The 25,784-nt window shown below is 42.7% G+C and carries 23 protein-coding genes and 1 pseudogene; 10 read left to right on the top strand and 14 right to left on the bottom strand.

All coding sequences use genetic code 11. The annotated features are described in order from the left end of the window. The first annotated feature begins 47 nt into the window (after positions 1-47). On the top strand, positions 48-677 hold the full coding sequence (locus IQ209_RS07735) for a GNAT family N-acetyltransferase (RefSeq protein WP_193850545.1): 630 nt from the start codon (positions 48-50) through the stop codon (positions 675-677). An 88-nt stretch (positions 678-765) separates the two neighbouring features. Here the strand turns inward: IQ209_RS07735 and lpdA are convergent, their stop codons facing one another. The 6 genes from lpdA to ampD all read right to left on the bottom strand — a co-directional run bounded on the left by lpdA (position 766) and on the right by ampD (position 9,952). Next, positions 766-2,193 (bottom strand): dihydrolipoyl dehydrogenase, encoded by a 1,428-nt coding sequence (gene lpdA, locus IQ209_RS07730; protein ID WP_193850543.1) that lies wholly within the window; start codon positions 2,191-2,193, stop codon positions 766-768. Between the two features lie 203 nt (positions 2,194-2,396). After that, positions 2,397-4,247 (bottom strand): pyruvate dehydrogenase complex dihydrolipoyllysine-residue acetyltransferase, encoded by a 1,851-nt coding sequence (gene aceF / locus IQ209_RS07725; RefSeq protein ID WP_193850541.1) that lies wholly within the window; start codon positions 4,245-4,247, stop codon positions 2,397-2,399. 13 nt (positions 4,248-4,260) lie between these two features. Further along, positions 4,261-6,924, bottom strand: a complete 2,664-nt coding sequence (gene aceE, locus IQ209_RS07720; protein ID WP_193850539.1) for a pyruvate dehydrogenase (acetyl-transferring), homodimeric type — start codon at positions 6,922-6,924, stop codon at positions 4,261-4,263. A 238-nt stretch (positions 6,925-7,162) separates the two neighbouring features. Then, complete coding sequence (pdhR, locus tag IQ209_RS07715; RefSeq protein WP_193850537.1) at positions 7,163-7,927, bottom strand: pyruvate dehydrogenase complex transcriptional repressor PdhR; 765 nt, start codon at positions 7,925-7,927, stop codon at positions 7,163-7,165. A gap of 622 nt (positions 7,928-8,549) precedes the next feature. Beyond that, the gene (gene ampE, locus IQ209_RS07710) at positions 8,550-9,404 is read right to left on the bottom strand and encodes a beta-lactamase regulator AmpE (protein WP_193850535.1); all 855 of its coding nucleotides are present in this window, start codon (positions 9,402-9,404) and stop codon (positions 8,550-8,552) included. Beyond that, complete coding sequence (gene ampD, locus IQ209_RS07705) at positions 9,401-9,952, bottom strand: 1,6-anhydro-N-acetylmuramyl-L-alanine amidase AmpD (RefSeq protein WP_193850532.1); 552 nt, start codon at positions 9,950-9,952, stop codon at positions 9,401-9,403. Before ampD ends, ampE begins: the two co-directional genes overlap by 4 nt. A 338-nt stretch (positions 9,953-10,290) precedes the next feature. Between ampD and ppdD the strand changes: the two genes are divergently transcribed. From ppdD to yacG, 6 genes are all read left to right on the top strand, one after another. Beyond that, positions 10,291-10,713 (top strand): prepilin peptidase-dependent pilin, encoded by a 423-nt coding sequence (gene ppdD, locus IQ209_RS07700; protein WP_193850530.1) that lies wholly within the window; start codon positions 10,291-10,293, stop codon positions 10,711-10,713. Positions 10,714-10,792: 79 nt separating this feature from the next. Next, on the top strand, positions 10,793-12,292 hold the full coding sequence (gspE, locus tag IQ209_RS07695) for a type II secretion system protein GspE (RefSeq protein ID WP_193850529.1): 1,500 nt from the start codon (positions 10,793-10,795) through the stop codon (positions 12,290-12,292). Continuing rightward, on the top strand, positions 12,289-13,488 hold the full coding sequence (gene hofC / locus IQ209_RS07690) for a protein transport protein HofC (RefSeq protein WP_193850527.1): 1,200 nt from the start codon (positions 12,289-12,291) through the stop codon (positions 13,486-13,488). The genes gspE and hofC overlap by 4 nt, the downstream gene beginning before the upstream one ends. Positions 13,489-13,620: 132 nt before the next feature. Further along, positions 13,621-14,244 carry a dephospho-CoA kinase gene (gene coaE, locus IQ209_RS07685; RefSeq protein ID WP_193850525.1) on the top strand — a complete coding sequence of 208 codons (624 nt, stop codon included), beginning with the start codon at positions 13,621-13,623 and terminating at the stop codon, positions 14,242-14,244. Then, the gene (gene zapD, locus IQ209_RS07680; RefSeq protein ID WP_193850522.1) at positions 14,237-14,995 is read left to right on the top strand and encodes a cell division protein ZapD; all 759 of its coding nucleotides are present in this window, start codon (positions 14,237-14,239) and stop codon (positions 14,993-14,995) included. The genes coaE and zapD overlap by 8 nt, the downstream gene beginning before the upstream one ends. Before the next feature lie 182 nt (positions 14,996-15,177). Next, complete coding sequence (yacG, locus tag IQ209_RS07675; protein WP_193850520.1) at positions 15,178-15,381, top strand: DNA gyrase inhibitor YacG; 204 nt, start codon at positions 15,178-15,180, stop codon at positions 15,379-15,381. Positions 15,382-15,470: 89 nt separating this feature from the next. On the opposite strand, the gene mutT is transcribed toward yacG, so the two are convergent. Then, positions 15,471-15,875 (bottom strand): 8-oxo-dGTP diphosphatase MutT, encoded by a 405-nt coding sequence (gene mutT / locus IQ209_RS07670; RefSeq protein WP_193850518.1) that lies wholly within the window; start codon positions 15,873-15,875, stop codon positions 15,471-15,473. Between the two features lie 243 nt (positions 15,876-16,118). On the opposite strand from mutT, the gene IQ209_RS07665 reads away from it, so the two are divergent. The 3 genes and pseudogenes from IQ209_RS07665 to vgrG all read left to right on the top strand — a co-directional run. Then, the gene (locus IQ209_RS07665) at positions 16,119-17,702 is read left to right on the top strand and encodes an ATP-binding cassette domain-containing protein (protein ID WP_193850516.1); all 1,584 of its coding nucleotides are present in this window, start codon (positions 16,119-16,121) and stop codon (positions 17,700-17,702) included. Between the two features lie 87 nt (positions 17,703-17,789). Further along, positions 17,790-18,074, top strand: a complete 285-nt coding sequence (locus IQ209_RS07660) for a hypothetical protein (protein ID WP_370588408.1) — start codon at positions 17,790-17,792, stop codon at positions 18,072-18,074. 1,150 nt (positions 18,075-19,224) lie between these two features. After that, positions 19,225-19,740, top strand: a pseudogene (gene vgrG, locus IQ209_RS18275) (type VI secretion system tip protein VgrG); the annotation flags it as partial. A gap of 36 nt (positions 19,741-19,776) precedes the next feature. On the opposite strand, the gene IQ209_RS07650 reads toward vgrG, so the two are convergent. From IQ209_RS07650 to IQ209_RS07620, 7 genes are all read right to left on the bottom strand, one after another. Then, entirely contained in the window at positions 19,777-19,926 is a 150-nt protein-coding gene (locus tag IQ209_RS07650; RefSeq protein ID WP_193850514.1) for a hypothetical protein, read from the bottom strand. 65 nt (positions 19,927-19,991) lie between these two features. Further along, positions 19,992-20,261, bottom strand: a complete 270-nt coding sequence (locus IQ209_RS07645; protein ID WP_193850512.1) for a helix-turn-helix transcriptional regulator — start codon at positions 20,259-20,261, stop codon at positions 19,992-19,994. A gap of 257 nt (positions 20,262-20,518) precedes the next feature. After that, positions 20,519-21,388, bottom strand: coding sequence for an integrase domain-containing protein (locus IQ209_RS07640; protein WP_193850510.1), 870 nt, complete (start codon positions 21,386-21,388; stop codon positions 20,519-20,521). A gap of 886 nt (positions 21,389-22,274) precedes the next feature. Then, on the bottom strand, positions 22,275-23,051 hold the full coding sequence (locus tag IQ209_RS07635) for a hypothetical protein (protein WP_193850508.1): 777 nt from the start codon (positions 23,049-23,051) through the stop codon (positions 22,275-22,277). 130 nt (positions 23,052-23,181) lie between these two features. Beyond that, positions 23,182-24,792, bottom strand: coding sequence for a hypothetical protein (locus IQ209_RS18270; protein ID WP_228005773.1), 1,611 nt, complete (start codon positions 24,790-24,792; stop codon positions 23,182-23,184). Between the two features lie 11 nt (positions 24,793-24,803). Next, the gene (locus tag IQ209_RS07625; RefSeq protein WP_193850506.1) at positions 24,804-25,073 is read right to left on the bottom strand and encodes a type VI secretion system PAAR protein; all 270 of its coding nucleotides are present in this window, start codon (positions 25,071-25,073) and stop codon (positions 24,804-24,806) included. 20 nt (positions 25,074-25,093) lie between these two features. Beyond that, positions 25,094-25,784: DUF4123 domain-containing protein (locus IQ209_RS07620; protein WP_193850504.1), on the bottom strand; the 691-nt coding region annotated here is incomplete at its 5' end.

Raw genomic sequence — 25,784 nt, 5'->3', positions numbered from 1 at the left:
AATTTATCATCTTCCTGTTATTAGAAAATACATAGAGGAGATAAATAATGAAGACCAGAGAGCTATTTCACAATATTTTTTCTAAAATACATATAAGACAATCCCCCAAAGAAAGGTATTTTCGATTATTCCAAGCAATGATAAAAGAAGTCAGTAAGGAGGAAATGTTTATCGCACTTGCTCAAATTAAGGGTAACATATGTGATTGGTATTCAACATTAAATACTCTCCCCCATCCAGATGCAGAAAGGTATAATACTTTCATTACCGTATCTCATGAAATAGAAAATATCTATCAAGATCCTCACCAAATAAATACAACGAAATATCATCGTTACTTTATCTGCTTGGTGCAGGGTATTCCCGTAGGGATGATGACTTTTGTCACAGGCTCTCCCTCTTTTTACAATGAAAGTACAGATAAAATAGGATTTATGCTCACTCACCCTGGTAGCCACGGATGTGGCAGTTTACTTATTGAAAAAGCAGTGGAATTATCAAATGATGGAGAGATATGGGTAAGCGCCAAACCTTATGCTGTACCTTTTTATCAAAACTTAGGGTTTGAACAATATGGCTTTCCTGATGCTGATACAACATCGATGAGATTAATTCCTTCTGAAAGTGAAAAATGGGCAGTTGCAGGAAACCATTATCATTTGAGGAAATACCTTTAATATGCCAAATCCATTACAAATAAAAAACGGCTTTCCTATAGGAAAGCCGTTTAAAATTTCTTTTTAACCTACTGCAAAATCTAAAGAATTATTTCTTTTTCTTTGCTTTAGGGTTTGGCAAGTCAGTGATGCTGCCTTCGTAAATTTCCGCAGCCATACCAATTGATTCGTACAGCGTTGGGTGAGCGTGGATAGTCAGCGCGATATCTTCTGCATCACAACCCATTTCGATAGCCAGACCGATTTCACCCAGCAGTTCACCGCCGTTAGTACCAACAATAGCACCACCGATGATACGGTTAGTTTCTTTATCGAAAATCAGCTTGGTCATACCATCTGAACAGTCAGATGCAATTGCACGACCGGATGCTGCCCATGGGAAAGTTGCGGTTTCGTAGCTGATGCCTTTTTCTTTCGCTTCTTTTTCGGTCAGACCAACCCATGCCACTTCTGGCTCAGTGTAAGCAATGGATGGAATAACTTTTGGATCGAAGTAATGTTTCTTACCAGAAATCACTTCAGCAGCAACATGGCCTTCGTGGACACCTTTGTGCGCCAGCATTGGCTGACCAACGATATCACCGATAGCAAAGATGTGCGGCACGTTAGTACGCATTTGTTTATCCACACGGATAAAGCCACGATCATCAACTTCAACGCCCGCGTTGCCAGCATCGATCAATTTACCGTTTGGTACACGGCCGATGGCAACCAGAACCGCATCATAACGCTGTGGTTCTGCCGGTGCTTTCTTACCTTCCATTGTTACGTAGATGCCATCTTCTTTAGCTTCTACTGCGGTCACTTTAGTTTCCAGCATCAAGTTGAACTTCTTGCTGATGCGCTTAGTGAACACTTTAACAACGTCTTTATCCGCCGCAGGAATAACCTGGTCGAACATTTCTACCACATCGATCTGAGAACCCAGAGCGTGGTAAACAGTACCCATTTCCAGACCGATAATACCACCGCCCATCACTAACAGGCGTCCTGGAACCGTTTTCAGCTCCAGTGCATCGGTAGAATCCCATACACGAGGATCATCATGTGGAATGAATGGTAGCTGAATTGGGCGTGAACCCGCTGCGATAATGGCATTCTCAAAATTAATCGTTGTTGCGCCGTTTTCGCCTTCTACTACCAGAGTGTTAGCGCCTGTAAATTTACCAACACCGTTAACAACGTTAACTTTACGGCCCTTAGCCATGCCGCCCAGACCACCTGTCAACTGAGAAATAACTTTTTCTTTCCAGAGACGGATCTTATCGATATCAGTTTGCGGTTCACCAAACACAATACCATGCTGTGCCAGTGCCTTGGCTTCTTCAATCACTTTGGCAACATGCAGCAGAGCTTTGGATGGGATACAACCAACATTAAGGCAAACACCACCCAAAGTTGAGTAACGTTCAACCAGAACAGTATCCAAACCTAAGTCAGCACAACGGAAAGCAGCAGAATACCCGGCTGGGCCTGCTCCAAGCACCACTACCTGGGCTTTAATTTCAGTACTCATCATGACCTCTTAATTGTTTGTCCGGCGGGTCAGACGAAAAAAAACCATATTCCACCGGGACGTACACACCGCGAGCAGTTTACAGAATTGTAAATAACCTGAAAAGCGCGTTAACGTGACAGAAATCCCAACCTGCCAGATGCAAGATGAAAAACTCTGTCACGGTAGTCATCATCAGGCCGGTATATTTACCGGCCTTTGCATTACATCACCAAACGGCGGATGTCGCTCATCAATTGATTAATATAAGTGATGAAACGTGCACCATCCGCCCCGTCGATCACACGGTGGTCGAAAGACAGAGACATCGGCAGAATCAGGCGTGGAACGAATTCCTTACCATTCCAGACTGGTTTCATGGAAGAACGAGACAGACCCATGATTGCCACTTCTGGCGCATTCACAATTGGTGCAAAGCCGGTAGTGCCGATACCACCCAAGCTGGAGATGGTGAAGCAGCCACCCTGCATGTCGGAAGCGGTCAGCTTACCAGCACGTGCTTTCTTGGAAACTTCAGCCAATTCTCTGGACAATTCCATGATGCCTTTCTTGTTGACATCCTTGAATACAGGAACAACCAGGCCGTTAGGTGTATCAACCGCGATACCGATGTTGACATATTTTTTCAGGATCAGCTTCTGGCCATCTTCAGAAATGGAGCTGTTAAAGCGAGGCATTGCTTCCAGTGCTTTCGCAGCGGCTTTCATGACGAACACCAGCGGAGTGATTTTCACGCCCAGCTGTTTCTTCTCAGCTTCTTTGTTCTGTTGTTTACGGAACTCTTCAACTTCAGTGATATCCGCTTCATCGAACAGGTTAACGTGAGGGATCATGACCCAGTTACGGCTGAGGTTAGCACCAGAAATTTTCTGGATACGGCTCATTTCAACTTCTTCGATTTCACCAAATTTGCTGAAATCAACTTTTGGCCAAGGCAACATACCTGGCAGACCACCACCCGCAGCAGCAGGCGCTGCTTCTGCACGTTTAATCGCCTCTTTCACATAAGCCTGGACGTCTTCGCGCAGGATGCGACCCTTACGGCCAGTCCCTTTTACTTTAGCCAGATTTACGCCAAATTCACGAGCCAGACGACGAATCACTGGAGTAGCGTGAACGTAAGCGTCATTTTCAGCAAACTCATTTTTGCCTTCTGCTGGCTTGCTTGCCGCCGGCGCTGCTTTCGCAGATGCAACCGCAGGAACCGGAGCCGCTGCTGGCGCAGCCGTAGGAGCTGCACCCGCAACTTCAAATACCATGATCAGAGAGCCAGTTTTAACTTTATCGCCAGCTGCAATTTTGATCTCTTTCACCGTACCCGCGAATGGTGCAGGCACTTCCATCGAAGCTTTGTCACCTTCAACCGTGATCAGTGATTGCTCTTCAGCAATGGTATCACCCACTTTTACCATGATTTCGGTCACTTCAACTTCGTCACCACCGATATCTGGTACGTTCACTTCTTTAACCGCAGAAACCGCAGGCGCGGCTGCCGGAGCCGCTGCCTGTGCTACCGCTGGAGCTGTGCCAGAACCTGCCACTTCGAATACCATGATCAGAGAACCAGTTTTAACTTTATCGCCAGCAACGATTTTGATCTCTTTCACCGTACCCGCGAATGGTGCAGGCACTTCCATTGACGCCTTGTCACCTTCAACCGTGATCAGTGATTGCTCTTCAGTAACAGTATCACCTACTTTTACCATGATTTCGGTCACTTCGACTTCGTCACCACCGATATCTGGCACATTCACTTCTTTGCTTTCTACTGCTGCTGGTGCTGCCGCGGCTTGTTGTGCAGGTGCAGCTTCTGCTGCACCGTTTGCGGATTCAAAAACCATAATCAGTTTGCCGGTTGCAACTGTATCGCCAACCGCAACTTTGATTTCTTTAACTACACCCGCCTGTGGAGAAGGGACTTCCATAGAAGCTTTGTCACCTTCAACCGTGATCAGTGACTGTTCTGTTTCTACTGTGTCACCAACTTTCACCAGAATCTCGGTAACTTCAACTTCATCTGCACCAATATCAGGTACGTTAATTTCGATAGACATTAATCTTTACCTCTTATGCCAGACGTGGGTTAACTTTTTCTGGGTTGATGTTGTACTTCTTGATAGCTTCTTCAACAACTTTCACATCAACTTCGCCACGTTTAGCCAGTTCACCCAAAGCCGCAACAACCACATAAGAAGCATCAACTTCAAAGTGATGACGCAAGTTTTCACGGCTGTCAGAACGACCAAAACCGTCGGTGCCCAATACACGATAGTCGCTTGCAGGAACGAAGTTACGTACTTGCTCTGCAAACAGTTTCATATAGTCAGTAGAAGCAACTGCTGGCGCTTCGTTCATGATCTGAGCAATATAAGGAACGCGAGGTTCTTCTGATGGGTGCAGCATGTTCCAACGCTCACAATCCTGACCATCACGAGCCAGTTCAGTGAAGGAGGTTACGCTGTATACATCGGAACCGATGCCGTATTCAGCAGACAGGATCTTCGCTGCTTCACGAACGTGACGCAGGATAGAACCGGAGCCCAGCAACTGAACTTTACCTTTCGCACCTTCCAAGTTTTCCAGCTTGTAGATACCCTTATGGATGCCTTCTTCAGCACCTTCCGGCATAGCTGGCATATGGTAGTTTTCGTTCAGAGTGGTGATGTAGTAGTAGATATTCTCTTGTTTCTCACCATACATACGCTCCAAACCATCTTGCATGATAACAGCAACTTCAAAAGCGAATGCTGGATCGTAAGAGATACAGTTAGGAATAGTCAGGGACTGAATATGGCTGTGACCATCTTCATGCTGCAAACCTTCACCGTTCAGCGTTGTACGACCAGAAGTACCACCAACCAAGAAGCCGCGAGCCTGCTGGTCACCCGCCGCCCAACACAGATCACCAATACGCTGGAATCCGAACATGGAGTAGTAGATGTAGAACGGGATCATTGGCAGGTTGTTGGTGCTGTAAGAAGTTGCAGCAGCCAGCCAAGATGAAGCGGCACCCAGCTCGTTGATACCTTCTTGCAGGATCTGACCTTTTGCATCTTCTTTATAGTATGCAACTTGCTCACGGTCTTGCGGAGTATACTGCTGACCATTAGGGCTGTAGATACCGATTTGACGGAACAGACCTTCCATACCGAAGGTACGAGCTTCGTCAGCAATAATTGGAACCAGACGATCTTTGATTGACTTGTTTTTCAGCATAACGTTCAGTGCACGAACGAAAGCGATAGTGGTAGAAATTTCTTTGGATTGTTCTTCCAGCAGCGAGCTGAACTCTTCCAGTGCTGGAATTTCCAGTTTCTCGTCGAAATTAACGCGACGGCTTGGTACATAACCATTCAGTGCATTACGACGCTCATGCAGGTATTTAGATTCTTCAGAGTCTTTGTCGAAAGTGACGTATGGCAAGTTTTCGATCTGCTCATCAGATACAGGCACATTGAAACGATCACGGAACTGACGAACGCCTTCCATGTTCATTTTCTTAACCTGGTGAGCAATGTTCTTACCTTCAGCGGTATCACCCATACCGTAACCTTTAATGGTCTGAGCCAAGATTACAGTTGGTTTGCCAGTGGTATTCTGCGCTTTTTTCAGTGCAGCGTAAACTTTCTTCGGATCGTGACCACCACGGTTCAGAGCCCAAATTTCGTCATCAGTCATATCCTTAACTAATGCAGCCGTTTCTGGGTAACGACCGAAGAAGTGTTCACGAACATAAGCGCCATCTTTGGATTTAAACGTCTGATAATCGCCGTCCAGCGTTTCGTTCATCAATTGAACCAGTTTACCGCTGGTGTCTTTACGCAGCAGTTCATCCCAACGCTCACCCCACAGGACTTTCAGCACCTGCCAGCCAGAACCGTCGAAGATACCTTCCAGTTCGTTAACAATTTTGCCGTTACCGGTTACTGGGCCATCCAGACGCTGCAAGTTACAGTTGATGATGAATACCAGGTTATCCAGTTTTTCACGCGTTGCGATAGTGATCGCACCTTTAGATTCTGGTTCATCCATTTCACCGTCACCCAGGAAAGCGTAAACGGTTTGTTTGGAGGTATCTTTCAGACCACGATTTTCCAGATATTTTAGGAACTTAGCCTGATAAATAGCGGAGATTGGTCCCAGACCCATTGAAACCGTTGGGAACTGCCAGAAGTCCGGCATCAATTTTGGATGTGGATAAGAAGACAGGCCATTACCACCGATTTCTTGACGGAAGTTGTTCATCTGCTCTTCAGTCAGACGACCTTCAAGAAAAGCACGGGCGTAAACGCCTGGAGAAATGTGGCCCTGGAAGTATACCAAATCACCGCCATCATTTTCGTTACGAGCGCGGAAGAAGTGGTTAAAACAAACTTCATAAACAGTAGCGGAAGACTGGAATGAAGCCATGTGACCACCCAGTTCCAGATCTTTTTTAGATGCACGCAGAACGGTCATCACCGCATTCCAGCGAATAGCAGAGCGGATACGGCGCTCTAAATCCAGGTTGCCAGGGTAAGCAGGCTCATCCTCAACAGGAATAGTGTTGATGTAATCACGGCTTGCAGCACCTGCAGCAACGTTAACGCCACCTTTACGAGCTCCACTCAAAACCTGATCAATCAGGAACTGAGCACGCTCAACACCTTCTTCACGGATGACCGATTCGATCGCCTGTAACCAATCGCGAGTTTCGATCGGATCCACGTCATTTTTCAAAATATCTGACATGGTGTATTCCTTATCTGTTATCTATTTCTAATGATTATTGGAGCCTATCTTCTGGTCATACCTTTTGACGAAACTGCCTGTTATGACCGGAAGATAGGCCCTGCTATATATTGCCGCTAAAACTCTTGATAAAGAGTTGACAACTGTACAAACGCAGCAGTCAAGATCTGTACAGTTAAGTTAGAACCTACCCCACTCGGGAATGTGATTTGTCTACGATGCCCTAAGGGACAGGCTCTTATTCCTGATGTTGCTGGAGCCGCCTCAATGAACGCTCACGACGAGTGCGTTCACGAGTCAGATCCAATAAAACTTCTTCAATAAAGGCCAGATGGCGATGAGAAGCCTCACGGGCTTTTTCCGGTTCTCTCGCCATGATAGAGCGAAAAATTTCAGCCCTATGGTCACTAACCGCTGCCAACATCTCTTTACGGGTATAAATGACCTCAAAATTGCGCCTGATATTTTGTTCTAACATTGGGATCATACAGCGCAATAAATGCAGCAATACCACATTATGGGCAGCTTCCGTGACAACAAGTTGGTATTGCAAGACAGCATCAGATTCCGCATTCACATCGCCACTTTGTTGTGCTTCTTGAATGGCAAGATGGCTTTGCGCAATGCGTTGGAAATCCTCATCAGTTCCTCTAAGGGCTGCATAATAAGCAGCAATCCCCTCTAACGCATGACGGGCTTCAAGGAGATCGAACTGGGATTCTTGATTCTCTGCAATAAGTTGGGCAAGTGGGTCGCTGAAACTTTGCCACAGATTGTTCTGCACGAAAGTTCCGCCCCCTTGACGACGGAAAAGAAAGCCTTTGGCTTCCAATTTTTGAATGGCTTCACGCAATGAAGGACGTGATACTTCAAACTGCTTTGCCAGCTCACGCTCAGGCAGCAGCTTTTCTCCCGGGCGTAGCGAGCCTTCGAGAATGAGCTGTTCAAGACGCTGCTCAATCACATCTGATAACTTTGGTTGGCGAATCTTGCTATAGGCCATATCTGCGGTAAGCCATTCAATAAGTAAATGTTGCTTTGGATTATGCCCTACTCAACTAAGTCTTTCTGACTAAATCTTAGTCATTAAACCCTAGTTAACAGGTCAAAGTCAATTGGTAATACCAATTTAGAATACAGGGTCTTAAAGTAACAAAGTATTCACTAGCTGTCTATAAAGACCTTGGGCTAAATCATAAAAATCTGCAAATTTTAACAAAAGATTTTAAATTTTATTAGAAAATTATAACCAAAGAGGATTTTGAGATGAGGATTATTAGGAAGATTTAACGTTTTTCAAACGTATAGATAAGCAGAATGAAACGTTACAGCAAAGAAAAAAATCAAAAATTATGCAAAAAATATGAATTAAGATTCAAGGTAAAGCATTGCAGACAATCCATAAGTCAATCAAAATAGCCAAACTCAAATAACGACTCCCGATGCCACTGGTAAGCTCAAGCCGCTATCCCTAAAAATTCCCCCAGCGCTATCCTTGTTGTCATAGCAATGTATCAATTTCCTTATGCCAAGGCTTATTATTCTAAGTATTATAAGAGCAAAATAATTTTAAAAAGAAAATCAGAAAATAAAGGGCCTACTCAGCCCTCTATGTCTCTTGTTTATCAAACTAATGCCCCATAAATCGTCAACAGTGCAACAATAATCACAATAGTAAAAGTAGCTTTTTTCGCTAATGCTACAGCAGCAACAGGCGTTTCTATAGGATCAAGATGGGGGTCTTTACTTAATGCGAATTGTGCTAATTGGCTAACTACCTTGTATTGTGATGACCGAAAATCAGTGAGTGATGCAATCCAGGCTGGTAAGGCTTTCTCTCCATGCCCTAATAAAGCATAGGCAATACCCGCCAAACGTGCAGGAAACCAATCCAGCCAATGCAATATGCCGTCAACGCCAGATTGTGCTCTCTGCACTGCCGTTGCGTGCTGGGCCAACCAACTTTGATAAGCTCTGAGGCAACTATATCCCATCAAAACCGCCGGACCGAATTTACCCAATACAGCTAACCAAAAAATAGGGGCAAGATAATAACGGAAATTTATCCAAATCAATGAATTCTGTATCTCACGTAATCGCTCTTCTTTGGTGGTGTCAGGTAATGTTCCCTGAATCATTGTCAGACGAGCAAGATACTTTTTCTGCTGTCCAAAATCATCCTGGCGCACAGCCTGGAGATATCCACGGTAATCATGCCGCAACCTGCCTGCACCAATACATAACAGACTAATTATGATGCCCAGCACAATCGCGAGAATACCAAAAGCAACAGAGCTAGAAATATCAATAAGCTTCCATGTCAATAAAGCGACCAGCAAGGTCATGCCCAAGCTACCCCATAGTGAATGTGATTTGAATCTGGCAAAAGCTGGGGCTAAATAGCGTTCCAGTTGCCAGTGATCTCTCATCTTAAAAACACGTTCCCATGCCAGTATTAACAATAGAATAAAGAGAGTCATCCAACTCGCTCCTTCAATAATTGACGGTAATGTTCCCAATAAAAATAAGGTCCAGGATCGGTTTTCCTTCCCGGCGCAATATCGCTGTGTCCTGTAATATTGTCACGAATATCAGGATATTGGCTAATAAGCAGCTTAGTAACTTCTGCTAATTTAGTGTACTGAATTTCAGTAAATTCCTCATAATCTGTGCCTTCCAGTTCAATGCCTATCGAAAAATCATTACATTTATCACGGTCACAGTAGCAGGAAACGCCAGCATGCCAAGCTCTTTTATTGAAAGGAACATATTGTACAATCTCACCATCACGCCGGATTAAGCAGTGAGCAGAAACACGTAAGTGCTTAATTTCATCAAAAAAAGGATCGGCTTTAGGATCTAAAGTTCCCATAAATAATTGATCAATATAAGGACCCCCAAACTTGCCAGGAGGTAAACTGATGTTATGAATAACTAATAATGCGGGGATTTCTCCTTCTGGGCGCAGATCACAATGCGGGGAAATAACCTTTCTCGCACTATCAATCCACCCTTCATGCAGCTTCATTCTCTTACCTCCCCCCTTAATATTTAATATCACCTTGCCAAAATCACCATTCCAATATGGCCAACATCAATCAGCTTTATTAAACGTAATACTCTGGCTTAAAGTGTAACCAGTTAGCATGTTAGCACCTTTAATCGGCCAATATATCAGGTGATTTCTTACTTTATGGACAGACTCGAAAAATTTGTGCAAAAAAATGTAACATAAAATTATTTTTTCGAGCCGGCTTCATGATTTTTATTAACCATATTTTATTTTTCTCTTTTTTCTCCATGATTATTGGCGCCGATACCCAACAGATTGCAACTTAAAGTTTAATGCGTATATAAGGAGAAAAAATGAAACAACAAGGATTTACATTAATTGAAGTGATGGTTGTTATGGCTATCGTGTCTATTCTTGGCGCAATTGCCATTCCCAGCTATCAGGGATATATCCAAAAAGCTGCATTAACCGATATGCTACAAGCTATTGTGCCTTATAAATCTGGTGTGGAATTGTGTCGCTTCGAAGCCGAAAATTACAAAGATTGCCACTCTGGTCATCCCTCCATTCCATCAGGCCACAATAGCCGCTATATCAGCACCATATCAGTAAAAGAGGGGGAGATAACGATAGTGGGTCAGCAAAACCTTAATGGACTCCATGCCTCGTTAAAACCTATTCAAGATACGAAGACTGGTTTCACTCAATGGAACACGATTTGTGAATCTGAAAATGAATCGTTAAAACTAAAATGTCAGGAAACCTTGAAATTTTAAACACCTCCTTTCATTCCTGACAGAATTTAAATTGAAGAGAAAACAATGAAGTCACGTCAATATTAAAGGAATAAAGATAATGATAAATAAGGATCAACTCTTAATGGAAAAAGAAATAAAAGAACTGTGTCAACGACATCAGGCCATTATTATAAAAAAAGATTGCCATACGATCACAATTGCCTGTAATAAATCACCTAATGAGGATTTCATTGCCGCACTGAGATTTATTTCAGGTTTAATCGTTAATGTAGATATTTGGCCACAAGCAAAAATAGAATCAATGTTGACAGAAGAAAATTCATTAATGTCAGCAAAAAATTACTGTTCAGAAAGTGATGAAGAAGAACCGTACCGTATAAATCGCCTTGATAGCCGCCATGCTCACTATAATGATGCAACACAAAACAACAATCTCTATGATGAGGAAATAGACACACCCATTATTCAATTAATTAATCAGACAATATTAACTTCAATACAGAAAAGAGCTTCAGATATTCACTTTGAACCTTCTCAACGTGGTTACCAAATACGTATTCGAGTTGATGGTACATTACATACCATGCAGGCACCTCCTCCTCAAATGAATACGGGTATTCCTGCCCGCTTGAAAATTATGGCAAAGCTCAATATCGCTGAAAAACGTCAGCCTCAAGATGGGCAATTTGACTGGAGTGACAACAAAAACAGTTATGCGATTCGTATATCAACACTCCCCACACTACACGGGGAAAAAATAGTCCTGCGTATTTTAAATACAATACATCAACTATCTCTGGAACAGTTAGGGTTGCCTGAATCACAATTACAACTTTTAAAACAGAAACTCCATTTACCACAAGGGATGATTTTAGTCACTGGCCCGACTGGCAGCGGAAAGACTGTCACACTGTATAGCTGCCTGCAATATTTAAATCAGGCTAAAAAGAATATCTGTAGTGTCGAAGATCCTGTCGAAATTCCTTTAAATGGCATCAACCAAACGCCTGTTAATAACAAAATTGGTCTCGATTTCGCCAAAGTCCTCAGGGCATTATTGCGGCAAGATCCCGATATCATTATGGTTGGCGAGATCCGTGACAATGAAACCGCTGAAATATCAATGAAAGCAGCTCAAACAGGACATTTGGTTTTATCAACCCTGCATACAAATTCCACTATTGATACGTTATCTCGCCTGCATAATCTGGGAATTTCTGGCTACACCACAGCCTCATGTGTGAAATTGATTATCGCACAGCGGCTGGTTCGTAAACTCTGCCCCCATTGCCGACAACAAGACAATATTCCCACAGTGATCCCTAATCTTACTGGTTCAACATCAATAAAAAAATGGAATGCGGTCGGTTGTGATCACTGTTTTTCTGGCTATTACGGCAGAACTGCCGTCTATGAATTTCTCGAAATCAAACCTGAACTCCAGCAAGCCCTGTCTGAGTGTTCTAACGCCAGCCTTTCCCATTTACTTGCCTCACAACAAGATGCAACGCTTTTTTCAGCAGGACTGACATTAGCGGAAAAAGGAATAACCACGCTTGAAGAGATTTATCAGATTACAGGCCATGAGACAGTATGAAAATAGAATATATTTACCAATGGCAGGCAATTAACAAGAATGGAAAAGCCATAACTGGGGAGAGTATTGGACACAGTAAAAAAAGTGTATTCCAATACCTCAGTCATCTCGATCTTCAACCCTATGCCATTAAATGTAAAAAAATTATTTATTACAGCAAAAAGGAAATTGCCTATCGCCTGCATTTTATTCACCAGTTAAGTACGTTACTGACTTCCGGCATCCCTTTACTCAAGGGACTGACTATTTTACTGCAAGAGTGTAAATATGCTCTCTGGCGATGTGTATTGGCGGATATAATTCAGAAAATTCGTCAGGGAGAGGCATTCTCCGCCACACTCAAACACTATCCAAAGCTATTTTCTCCCTTGTTCTGTCAACTTATCGCAGTAGGAGAACAAACCGGTCAGCTTGAAAACTGCTGCCAATTAATCATTAATCGGTTGGAACAGCAAGATAGGCTGGGGAAGAAAATTCAAAAAGCTTATCACTATCCCTTGATAGTCGCTTTTGTGAGCTTTTTGGTTATTATTCTGATGTTGATCTTTGTTCTGCCAGAATTTCGACAAGTCTATTCTTCGCTAAATGCCACCCTGCCCTTGTTAACACAGTGGGTTCTATCAGGTTCTGATTTATTAATCCATCATGGCATATTACTATTGTTAATAATATTTATATTATTAACCTGTTATCTATGGCTACGTCACCGTTTCCCCATTTTTAAAGCAAAAGAAAAAATGCTCTTCCTGAGACTCCCTATTTTTAAGCAACTCATAATTTATCAACAGACTAATCAAATATTTCATATTCTGTTTATGACACAGAAAGCGGGATTAACACTCATGGCAGGACTCGAATGTGCCCTCAGTGCAACTCAGCATCCTGTTTTTATCGCTGGAGTGAAAAACCTGTACAGGCAAATTCAACAAGGCATTCCAATGAGTGATGCATTAAAACAAACAGCCTATTTCCCTGCGTTATGCCAACAATTTGTTATGATAGGTGAAGAATCAGGAGAATTAGAATTGTTTTTATTCAATCTTGCAGAATGGTATCAAGAAAAATCAATCAACCTTGCTGATAGTTTGGTTCAATCATTAGAACCTTTGTTGATGTTAATAATGGCCTTAATTGTCGGTTTATTATTGCTGGCTATGTATCTGCCGATTTTTCAATTAGGCGCAATATTAACCTAACAAGATACTTACATGTTTCGTTATCTTTTCTCAAGACCGCCAAGATAAGAATTGTACGTGTTTGTTTATAGCCCATCAGCTTCCCTTGAGTTACAATTTGATTATGCTATCAGAGATATTTAAAGGGATAGAATGACTTATATTGTTGCACTTACGGGTGGAATTGGTAGCGGTAAAACGACTATCTCTAATGTATTTTCATCCCTTGGTGTCCCGCTTGTTGATGCAGATATTATCGCCAGAGAAGTTGTAGCGCCTGGCACTCCCGCACTACAAGCAATCACAGAGCACTTTGGGACCGATATATTATTGCCCGATGGCAGCCTTAATCGCGCCATGTTGCGCCAAAAAGTTTTTGCTGCCCCAGAAGAGAAACTGTGGCTCAATGCACTTTTACATCCACTGATCCAAATAGAAACACAGCGGCAATTAAACCAGGTGACTGCCTCCTATGTCATCTGGGTCGTTCCTTTGCTCATTGAAAACAATTTAATGCGTTTGGCAGATCGTGTTTTAGTTGTTGATGTCCCAGTTGAAATACAGATTACCCGAACCATGGCTCGTGATGGAGTAAGCCGTGAGCAAGTAGAAAATATTCTGGCTGCACAGGCCAGCCGTCAGGACAGACTGGAAAAGGCAAATGATGTCATCGTTAACCACAACAATGAAAAGGATATTACCTCTCGTGTGGTCGAGCTACATCAACAGTATTTAAAACAAGCAAAATCAGTCAGACAGGAAAACCGTAATGAGTGATGCAACCTCCACTATTATTTTTGAACATCCACTCAATGAAAAAATGCGTTCATGGTTGAGGATAGAGTCTTCAATGCAACAGTTGGAAAAACAACGTCATCTGAATTCTCAGGCGAGTAGCCTTTCGTTTTTCCGTACAATTGCTGAATTAATTGAGATCATGGAACGCGGTGAAGTCCGCTCTGAGATATTGAAAGAGCTGGATCGCCAACAGGCGAAATTAAAACAATGGCTCGGCGCTCCGAATGCCGATACGGCTATGATCCATAGTTTGACAGAGCAACTTAAAGAACGCAGTATCGCCTTGAACCAAGCTCCACGGCTTAACCAATTTATCAAAGAAGATCGTATTATCAGCATGGTACGTCAACGTCTCAGCATCCCTGGAGGATGTTGTAGTTTTGACTTGCCAACATTGCATCTGTGGCTGCATTTACCACAATCTGTCAGGGATAAATCCGTCACAGCCTGGCTGGATAGCCTTCGTCCGTTACAACAAGCCCTGGAAAGTATTCTGGAACTCATACGCCACGCCACCGCTTTCACCCCCAAAATCAGCCATAACGGATTTTATCAGGGGAATGCCGATGAAGCCGATTTGTTGAGATTAAAATTGGATGTAGTGCCAGATACATTGGTTTACCCACAAGTCTCCGGCTACAAGACACGTTTTGCCATCCGTTTTTTACCAATGGATAGTGAGCATGGTGTTGTACCTGCCCATTTGTCATTTGAATTGGCCTGCTGTTAACATGGATCCAATAAATTTCGAGTTGCAGCACGACATTAAGGGAATAAATTCCCAATAGCATGACTCATTCTGTATTTATATCACTTTGCATTTATAAATACATCTATAAAACAATGAGTTATAAAAAAGCTGCAATATGAAAATGGAAGGTATGACCTTCAAATCAAGCGGGAGAAAGTATTATGTCTGAAGTATTGACTGTCGAATGTCCAACGTGTAGCAGCACGGTAGTATGGGGAGAAATTAGCCCATATCGCCCATTTTGCAGTAAACGTTGCCAATTAATCGACTTGGGTGAATGGGCCAGCGAAGAAAAACGAATAGCAAGCCAAAGTGACAGTTCAGAAAATGATAACTGGGGCGAACAACCTGAACAATATAAGTAATATCGCGTAACGCATGTTATAGCGGTGCCTGTTTTATTTGGCGCCGCTTATATTGAATGATTTAATTACCCTAATTTATTAAAAATCCTTTAGCATGAACCATTTTGGGTTAGAAAGCCTACAATACTACGGTTTGCTGGAGGAAATTCATCAGCAATTAATCCTGATTGTAAAACCCAGCGGGAAGGTTGCCCTTCTTTACCAAACGGCTCGCCTTCCCATTCATTAACCAGGAAAAAATCAAGGGTGATACTTCTGTCAGGAAAGTCATGTTTGATGGTGTCAATTAATTCACAATGCGTTACTGTGATCCCAACTTCTTCCTTTAATTCTCTAATCAATGCTTGTTCAGGTGTTTCTCCCTGTTCAAGTTTTCCTCCGGGAAACTCCCAAAAACCGCCCATATGTGAATCAGCCCTACGCTGAGTGATAAAAATTTCATCATTGCTATTTTTAATAATACCTGCTGCAATATGCAGATGTTTTTTTTCCATAATCGCTTTTCTTACCGTCTGTTATTCAACTGAAGTAACTATCCCTTGCAGGTTACATTAGAATGAGTTTAAGCCGCAAATTTGTATTTCATGCAAAGTGACATCGCTTTTTATTACCAATTATTATTACCAATTACCTCTCTGGAAAAAACAAATCATGTGAAAACAAGCTGTAAACAGTGTCAGAAATTAACCTACAAATAGATTGAAATGACTATCTTAAGCATTAAGGAAGCACGGTTTATGCTAAACGATGTTCAATCATTGATCGAAGCACGGCAAATCGCCTATCAATTTTCTGGTGAAACAACGCCCCTATTTTCTGGTATCGATATATTTTTAAATGCAGAACAACATGCGTTAGTTGGACGCAATGGTATTGGTAAATCCTGGCTGGCATCAATACTGGCACAGCAGATCTTTCCCACAGAAGGTAGTGTAAAACATTTTTGTGAGGTGGGTTATTTGTCACAAGGCCTAACCCCTTTTTCCGGTAATACTGCGGATTTGCTGGGGTTAACCAAAATCATAAGAGCCAATGACCGTGTCTTGGCTGGTGTTGGTGATGAAGCAGATTTTGATGCTATGGAAGGAAACTGGGATTGGCAATTTCAAACTGAGTCTTTACTGGCAAAAGGTGAACTCAATCCAAACGTATTAAATCAACCTTTTAATTCCTTGAGCGGTGGAGAGCAAACACGGATCAGGTTGTTAGCGCTGAAACGTCAAGGTGCCGGTTTTATGATTTTGGATGAACCAAGCAATCACCTTGACCGACAAGGTCGCTTTTGGTTGGCTCAATGGTTAAGTGCTTTTGATGGCGGAGTTCTGCTGGTTACCCATGATACCCAACTATTACAGCCTGTATCTGTTGTTTACGAACTCAGCGGATTAGGGTTATCCCGCAGTATCGGTGGATGGGAAACCTGGCTGGAAAGTAAAGAGCAACTCCAGCTGGGCATCCAACGTGAAGTGGATCAAACCAGAAAAAGACTAAAACAAGCTTTACGTGATAAGCAAAAAGATCGTGAGAAGACCAGCAAAAGGCAAAGTCAGGGTAAGCAACGGCGGGAAAATGCCAATCAGGCTAAAATCCTTCTTGATCACGCATTAGGACGTTCAGAAGCAACATTATCACGGATAGCAAAACAGAATGAAGAGCGGTTGCAACGTAGCTCTTCATTAGCCACAGAAGCCAGAACAAAACTCGAAATTATCGAGCCGCTGTCAATCGCTGTTGCGACGCCACAAGCAGCAACTTCTCCGTTACTTTACCTTCAGGATGTCATTCTGCCCTTTGGCTCCGGCACTCCCATCAGTTTAACCATTAATAATGGTGATAGGATCGCCATCACAGGTAAAAATGGCAGCGGAAAATCCACCTTATTAAAAGTAATGACGGGTTCACTAGTTCCGAAACAGGGTATCTGTCGTATCACTCCTTCACACAGTTTGATGGATCAGCATTTTTCGTTCCTTGATAAAAACCAATCTGCGCTACATAACTTTCAATTACAGTCACCAGGCTGGACAGAAGATCGTTACCGTACTCGATTGGCACAATTGCGTATTCGCGGTGAGGAAGCCTTGAAACCTGTCAGTTATCTCAGTGGAGGAGAACAACTTAAGGTCGCACTGGCTTGCCTGTTTTGTGGGCCACATGCACCCGCCCTGCTGTTATTGGATGAACCAGATAATCATCTGGATATTGAATCACGTGAACTACTGCAAAAAGCGCTACATGATTATACAGGAGCGATGGTACTTATTTCTCACGACGATAATTTCATTAAAAATGTAAGCAATATGCAGGCATTAGTATTATGACAAAACCCTCAAATCTATTTCTTAAGCAAATTTCATTGAAGAATATTCTTGCAGAATGAGATCTAAGGGATTTTGATAAATTAACCCATGCCAATGGTAACTGAGAAAGAAGGTCATCTACTGGCGGCTGAATATGCCAAACAGATACGCAAATTTTGTATTCGCTATGACTTTGAAAAGTTCACACCAAGAGATATCAGGCGAACTTTTAAGACACTTGCAGGGGAAATGGGAATTAGCGCTGAGATGAGAGATAGATTACAGAATCACAAAAAGCCGGGTGTATCAACCAAGCACTATGATCGTTATGACTATCTGAAAGAGAAACGGGAAATTGTGGCGCAATGGGAACGGACGTTACTCTCACTCTAGGGCAGAAATCTGCCCTTTAACATTTTGGATAGTGTTGCGCTTAGGCGTTGAATTCGGCAAAAATTTTATTTTTTTCAAAATAACCTTTTTTGTGAACTTATTCACAAAATAGAAATGATCAGGGTTGTTCTAAAAATTAGATCTAATTTTTTATTTACAATTCATTATGTTATAAAAAAAGCCTTAATTTAGGCACAAAATAACTCAGCATGATGCACTCACCAGAGTGAATCTTCCGGTAATTTATTTTACAACGGCAAAGTTTTTAACTTTTTACGCTGTGATTGTACAACGCGATTTTTTCCTCCTCTTGATTTTATTTGGTTTTTAATTTTCTGCTCCTTATTATTTCCGGCAGATTTTTTTATCACGAACGGAACAAATCATTCTGGCTTAACCGGACATTTTGCCTTATTCAAAACAAGAAGCGCCCTATTTTCAGCTTATTGTCAGACTGAAAAAGTAGGTGTGCAGAATAGGCTCGCCCTTCTTGCCGAATATGACGATGTCCCTGCTAAGCCCATTGCCATTTTACATTTCTATCGGCATGACTTCAGGGAGACAGACCGTGTCAGAGAAAGAGAAAAAGTCCCTCACAACATTGCAGGCAGGAAAAGCACTGTTAGAACAGGGACAGGAAGCAATAACAAAACAGGCTAAAGAACGGTTAGCGGATGCGGGCGGTAACGCCAGCGACCTCCTCCGTTCCGTAACAGGAATAGCCGGCAAAGTCGGATTACCGGATGAGGCGGGCAAAGCCGCCGCTATGCTCGATTCTGTGAGCGGAATTGCCGGCAAGGTCGGATTAACGGGGGGCGCGGGCAAAGTCCTTGGCGGTCTCAGTCCTGACAGCCTGATCAGCGGTGGGGGCTTTGCTGGCGGAGCAGGCAAAGCACTCGGGGGTCTTAGTGCCGACAGCCTGCTCAGCGGTGGGGGTTTTACTGGCAAGGCAAGCAAAACACTCGGTAGTCTCGGTACCGGTAGCCTGATCAGCGGTGGAGGATTTGCCAATAAAGCAAGCAAATCACTCAGTGGCCTTGGTACTGGCAGCCTGCTCCCCGGCGGGGGTTTTACCGGCGGGGTAAGCAAAGCACTTGGTGCGCCGGGGCTGGCCGCCAAAGCCGCGGCGGGTAATCTGGGGGCAGGCAAGATCCTGCAACAACTGGGGCAAAAACTGGGACTGGGCGGTGACGGGCCCGCGCCCAGCGGCCTGCTGTTCACCCTGACGGCGGGCGGCTTGCCGGCACAAACCTTTGTCGTCACCGATTTCAGTCTGGACGAACACTTCTCGCACCCTTTCCTGCTGGAAGTGGGGCTGGCCAGTGCTGACTCCGCCATTGACTTTCCGCTGGTGCTTGACCGCACGGCAACGCTCACCGTTCTGCTCAATGGTATTGAACAGCGCAGTATCACCGGTATTGTCACCCGCTTTGAGCAGGGCAACACCGGCCTGCACCAGACCACTTACCGTATGAGCATCCGCCCCGACCTCTGGCGCACCACCCTGCGGCAGAACTCGCGCATCTTCCAGCAACTCAATATTGCCGGCATCATCACCAAAATCCTCAAAGAGCACGGCATCCGCGACGTCATCTTCAGCCTGCGCCATCCACACCCGGAGCGCGAATTTTGCGTGCAATATCAGGAATCGGAAATAAATACAATTAATTGAATATAAAAGGTATATTATATTGCCGTCCTTTTATGCCCCTTTTAATGCCCCAAGATTTTTTTTGTTTACTTTTTTCATATATGGCTGATTTTTATTATTTATATCATTAATTGCGTGATTTTCAATCATCTTAAAGCAAAAAAGCCGTGAGGATGAAAAATGGTCAAATTTGGCTGCCATTTTACGCTCAGGGCTTGAGATAAAAAATATTCATTTTTACGACATCGATCACAAATTATAGCGGGTTATTCCTGTGGTTTATTGCGAACCTTGCGTTCAACAAGCTGACCACGTTTATCAAAATAGCGGCTCGGCCAGATCTCTGAAGGATGGATTTTGAGATAGTCAGCGATTATCCATTCGCCTTTAGTCCATTGTCTGCTGAGAGCATTTGCGAGTGTAGATGAACTGAGTCCGGCTTCACGAGAGAGTGCTGCTAAGGTTGTACCACGCTTACGTAATGCTGCGATGATATCCGCTTGGTGCCAGTCATTTTGAACATTGTTGTTATACATTCCTGCTACCCCTTTCCATTAATTAATATTGATGGTGGCGATTCAGACAGGGTTAGCAGACCGGGTAACTATGACCGGCGAGGCCGAAGCCTCCCCCGCCTGAATCACCATTGAAAGGGCGAATGCAGGCACACTGGTAAAACTTCTTACCAGTGTATAGTTACACAAGGCTGCTAAACCTTGACCATTGGTATTTAACAATGGCGGGAATACTTTAACTGATTGTTTTAGCTTACTCAATAACTGAACGGCTAAGTTTAACGGCTATAAATCCGCTCGACATAACGCCCACGACCATCGCCATGCCCCAAATCCATTGAAACCAGTGCCCGTGCTTCCTGACGGCTAAAGCCATTCTTCTGGTAAAAAGTAAGAGCATCCTGTGCCCACGCATAGCGCAAACTGTGGGGAGAATGGCAACCGGTTAAACCAATCTTTGTGGCGTGTGCTCGCCAATAGTTCATGGCCTGTTTGAGATCCGGTTTATCAATCAACCTGCCATCACGTTGTTCTGCGATAGTAATGGCCTGCTCTACAGCTGCTTTTACCGCTGCAACATTCAGTACATGGGTTTGCCGTGGTCGGCCCCCTTTTGTACCGAAAACAACATGCAGTTTCGGTTCTGGCTGTTCCAACTGTTTGCGCCAGCTTTTCAGTGAAGCATTGCATTGCACGGCTTCCTGAGAACGTAACCCCAACAATCGGGCGAGTTTCAGTGTGGCGGCAAACCCGGCATCACGTTTAAGGGCTTTCTGATAAACAACCTGAAACGTAGCATCAGGGATCGCCTGTTTCGTTCCGGCGCGGCTGGTTCCGCTTAATCCCAATGCCTGATTACTCAGACGTGGCGAAGTTTCCAGTTTTTTCCGGCCTGCCATGCGGAAGATATTACGCAGCGCAGACATTTCATTTTGCACTGTGCGCTTGGCAATTCCCTGAGATAAACGGGCATCAACGTATTGTTCCACATGCTTGGCTTTCAAATTGTTGAGGCTTTTGATCTGAATATTCAGGCTCAATAATAACGCCCCCAAACGCCCTGCAATCCGAATGCGGTCATGGCAGGTTTTATGACTACCGCCGCTTTGTCGGGCAAAAAACTTTAATTCTTTAATCAATCGGCTCATTGGCTTCTCCATGCTTATACCTGACAACCTACAATCTCTGGCGCGCGACCGTTCTGGCAAAACAGAAAATACCTGCCTTGTCCTTGATCGATATCTGTGCGCCAGAGTGAACGCAGGTTGAGGTATTGCGGGGTATCGGTTGAGTACGCGGTACTGCCGCCTGCATAAGCAGGTCATCCCCACCGGCAAAAAGCCAGCCTCGATATCGTCAAGTTCTCCTTTTTCAATCTAAAATGCAGTGTCAGATTCACTGCGTGGTTAAGCAGGCGAGAGCCTGTCAGAGTTGCGTGGTTCTTTGGCTGCGGCGTCACTTTCAGCAATAAATCCGCAAAAAGTGACGCCTTGAGTTCTGTGTACGGTCAGAAGATGTTGTGCAAGCATTAAAATGCCGCAAAGTTAGTACCAAACGGTAGCAGTGAGTTAATTGTTTTGGCGTAGAAAAATGGTTCGCTGAATATTTCAGACAGTGATCGTGAGATGTATGGACCGGATGGACTAAATCCATCTAGTAATTCATTGAATATAAAGTAAAATTTATTTATTTTGCTTTGAAAAGTCAGTGTATGAACCCACGTTCAATACACTTCGGTGACAATGTAAAAACACCTTTTGGGCGTATTTTTAGTTTAAGAAACCTTCATTGCCAGACGAGGGTTTAGTGTCCTGACAATATCTGCTTCCAAAGGTGGGCAGATGTACCGCAATATTTGCTCTCCCTTTCAGGCTACGGGAGTTTTTTATTGTCGCTAAAAAGCGCTTTGAACAAGTTTAGATTAGCTAATTTTTATAGCTATAGCAATAATAAAGATTATGTGTAGCAACAATTTTTCTTGATGGGTATTAGGCTAATCAGTAATATTAATAACTAATTAGCCAAATAAATTAACTATCTTGATATGACAACTTTACCATTAATAATAGATAAGTAAGGGCTATAAGTTGCAGTATCACCTGTAACTTTATTATCAAGTAATACAGGTGAACGACCTAAAGCACCTTCTTCTAAACGGAATAGACGGCCCTCTTTATAACTAACTAGCCTAAATTTATTCCAGTCGGGTATTGTTCTGGTTGCATAATCCCCACTATCAAATTTTTCTTTAAATCCCATAGAATCAAAAAATGTTTTAGCATTACTATTATCTGCAATAGCCCATTCTTCCCAAGCCGGTTCTGTTATATTCCATATTTTATTTAAATCGTTACGTGAAAAAGCATTAATTAATTCCTGATAAAATGCTTTTATTTCTGGTAAATCATTCCCTGATACAGGACGAGCTTTTATCCACATCCAATCGGGCAATCCGTTAATAGAAAAATCTTTTTTGGCTTGATATAATTTTTTTTCTCCATAATTTTTTGACATGCCTAAGAAATCAAAATCTGAAGAATTATTAGAAATCTGATTTTGTGAAGTGTGAGTAACAATATCACCATTCTTGTCTACGGATAATTTAATATAACTAATAATCTGGCCTTGATCATGTGAAGATGCTTTCCTGATAATTGCTTCACACCATGAATCAGGATTAAACTTTTCAAAATCTTTATCAATAGCTTTTTTTCCCATTGATACAGAGAGTGTATTATTACCATTTTCTAAAAAAGCAGTGATGTTCTGACCACTGGATTCTGTTCCGCTGCGAGAATCGACATTTTCCATTGCTATCAATTCATTAAGTCGAATGACGCATAGACTTCTATGTGTATTCACTGATAATAGGTATTTATATTCCATTTTTGTTTTTCCTGATACCGAAGTGGCAAAAATTATGAGTGTAAATAATAAAATACTAACCCAAAGAAATTCGGTACTTTGATTTTTCTTTGCTAAGTGGCTCTTGAAATACCCAATCACGTTCTTTTTTTCCTTCTGCACTTGTTTGACTATTTGATGATTCTTCGTTTGATATATCATCGTCAGATGATGTTTTATCTTTACCCACATTTACACCATATTTAACACTCGCTGATGCTGTTATTCCATCATGATAAAGCACAAGCTCCATACTTTTTTCTGTAGATTCTAGCGCTACTAATACTTTGGCTGCAATTTGTGCTGAAGCATCAAAATAACCATTGATAGCATAATAACGGACACCACCGCGAATATTTGTTTCAGCTCTCATTCCAAATCCGGTTTCTAATACGGCATCCTTTTTAAAAGACCACTCTCCTTTGTCATCAGACTCCCAGCCAAACATAACGCTTAAGTCACCACTGAGGATTAAATCTAATTGTGCACCATAGAATGCTCCATTTTTACCTTGCTTCACTTCTTGTTCGAGTTCTTCTCCCTTTTCACGTATTTTAGCCACCAATTTATTGACTTTAAAATATGCAGCAAATATCTGAATAACATCGGCGCGTAATTCTAAACCTACTAAGGGTGTAGCCGTAATATCAGCATTATATTTATAGAAAATTTCATATTTATCACTGTGCGCAAGCTCATAACTGCCACTAATATTAATTAAAGGATAAATAAGATCTAAATTAATGACCCGGAACTTATCTTGATCATGCCCGAACGCAAGAAGATCATTGAATTTACCAATACTATCGATGGCAGTATCAATTGGCCCTAATTTCTTTTTCCCTTTTTTGAACTCAAACTCAAGTTCCTTTGACCAGCTACGTGTTTCAGTGCCTTTTTCGGCCGTGATTTTTCCCTCGATAGTTAGTGAATTACGAACTTCATAAGGTTTTGTATTTCTACGCCATCCTTGTGAACCTTTATGTCGCATTCCATTATTTCTGTTGGTCTCTTTTTGTTGTTGCCTTCTCTGCTCATCGGTAAGTTTTTCAATTTCCTCTGATGCACCAATAGCAACATTAAATTCCTGTTTTTCATTCAGGACAAGGTGAATGTCTGAACCAAGAATAGCCTTATTACCTATTGTGGCGGTCAAAATTTTATCCGCCAGTTTGTATTTTTTATCTATCAATGGTTTTCCTGAGCATTCATCTGCTCTGACATAAAAACGTTCTTCTTCAATATGTGAGCTAAAGTCTCTGCTCAAAAAACGCTGTAAAATAACGATCGGACTATTTTCCATAAGGGAAAAATCACTAATTTTCTTTGAATAGACCAACTCTCCTGCATACGGTTTATTAGGTGAGAATTGTGCTACAGGCATTCCATTTTCACCCGATAAATTCCCAATGGGGCAGTTTGGATTGTGCGAAATACAGCCCTTACTAACGGCACTTAACTTTATAGGAATTTTAGGTTTATCGGCTTTATCTTCCGGTTTAGGAACCACATAATACAATGTAGCAGGAAAAGGAAACAGTTGTTCATAACTAAACGTTTTATCTCCCAGTGTTACATCAATCTTATGAGTACAGTCATCCGGGTTATCACAATCACATACGGCTGAACCTGCTTTTGTTGATGTCATTCTATTTCTCCTTAACCAATATTGATGCTGCCGCCGCCAATCACAACGCCACCACAATCCACTGCATCACCTGTTCTGGCGGCAGGCTTTCCCTCAATAAATACAGAACCCGAACCACCTGAAATGGCTCGTGGATGAGAATTGTGAGGCGCTAATGCATCACCTTGTCGCGCAAGATAAGCACCATCAACTTTGACGGTACTGGCTCCGGTAATAACAGGCGTTGCGGAACAATTGCCGTGTTCTGTGCCGATATCGCCAATTTTAACTGCGTTACCCATAGTAATTTCTCTATTTTTGATTAAAGCGGTACTTGACCCAATTCTTGAATTAACAAACGTTCGGCACGCATATGCCCTGGTTGACCGTACTCAGTTAATTGGGAATAGATTGCTTTCGGCAGATCATCAAGTGTGAGGTAATGCCGGAGGATAAAGAGCTGGAGTAATCCACGGACATTACGATCATCTGTAATGCCGTTTTCACTGAACCAGTCAAAAAATTGCCGGGCACATTCCACCGTATCGATGTGAGGAATAAAGTCAAAAGGCGCTTTTTCCAGCCAGTCAGGGATAAACCCAGCTAATTTCTCGATATAACGCTCAGTGAAAATGGCCTGTATTTTTTCCAACTGAACCTCGTTGATAACAAGCATTTTTCGTTTGCTGGTTGCACCAACGGGAAAAGGCTCTCTCACCTTGGCAAAGTTATCCGTGCGTTCTTCTTCAAGATAGAGCGTTGTAATGCTCGATATCGGCCCCAAAAAACAATGCAATTCCCAGTCACTCAAGATGCCGAGAAAATCCCAGATATTACGCGGATCGTAAAAACGAAAAAAAACGGGTTTTTCCTGTTTAGGTAGCAATACTTGCAGGTATTTGCGTAAATGTTGCCGCACGGTTTTCATATCAGCTTCGCTGTGGACGAAAATGCCCCACGGCGTTCTGCGATATTCCAGCCAGATTTTAACTTCTTCAGTAACCTGTACCAGA

This window comes from Xenorhabdus sp. BG5, assembly GCF_015163665.1.
Taxonomy (GTDB): Bacteria; Pseudomonadota; Gammaproteobacteria; order Enterobacterales; family Enterobacteriaceae; genus Xenorhabdus.
Note: the sequence above shows the minus strand (reverse complement) of the source record. Positions and strands in the feature narration are given on the sequence as shown.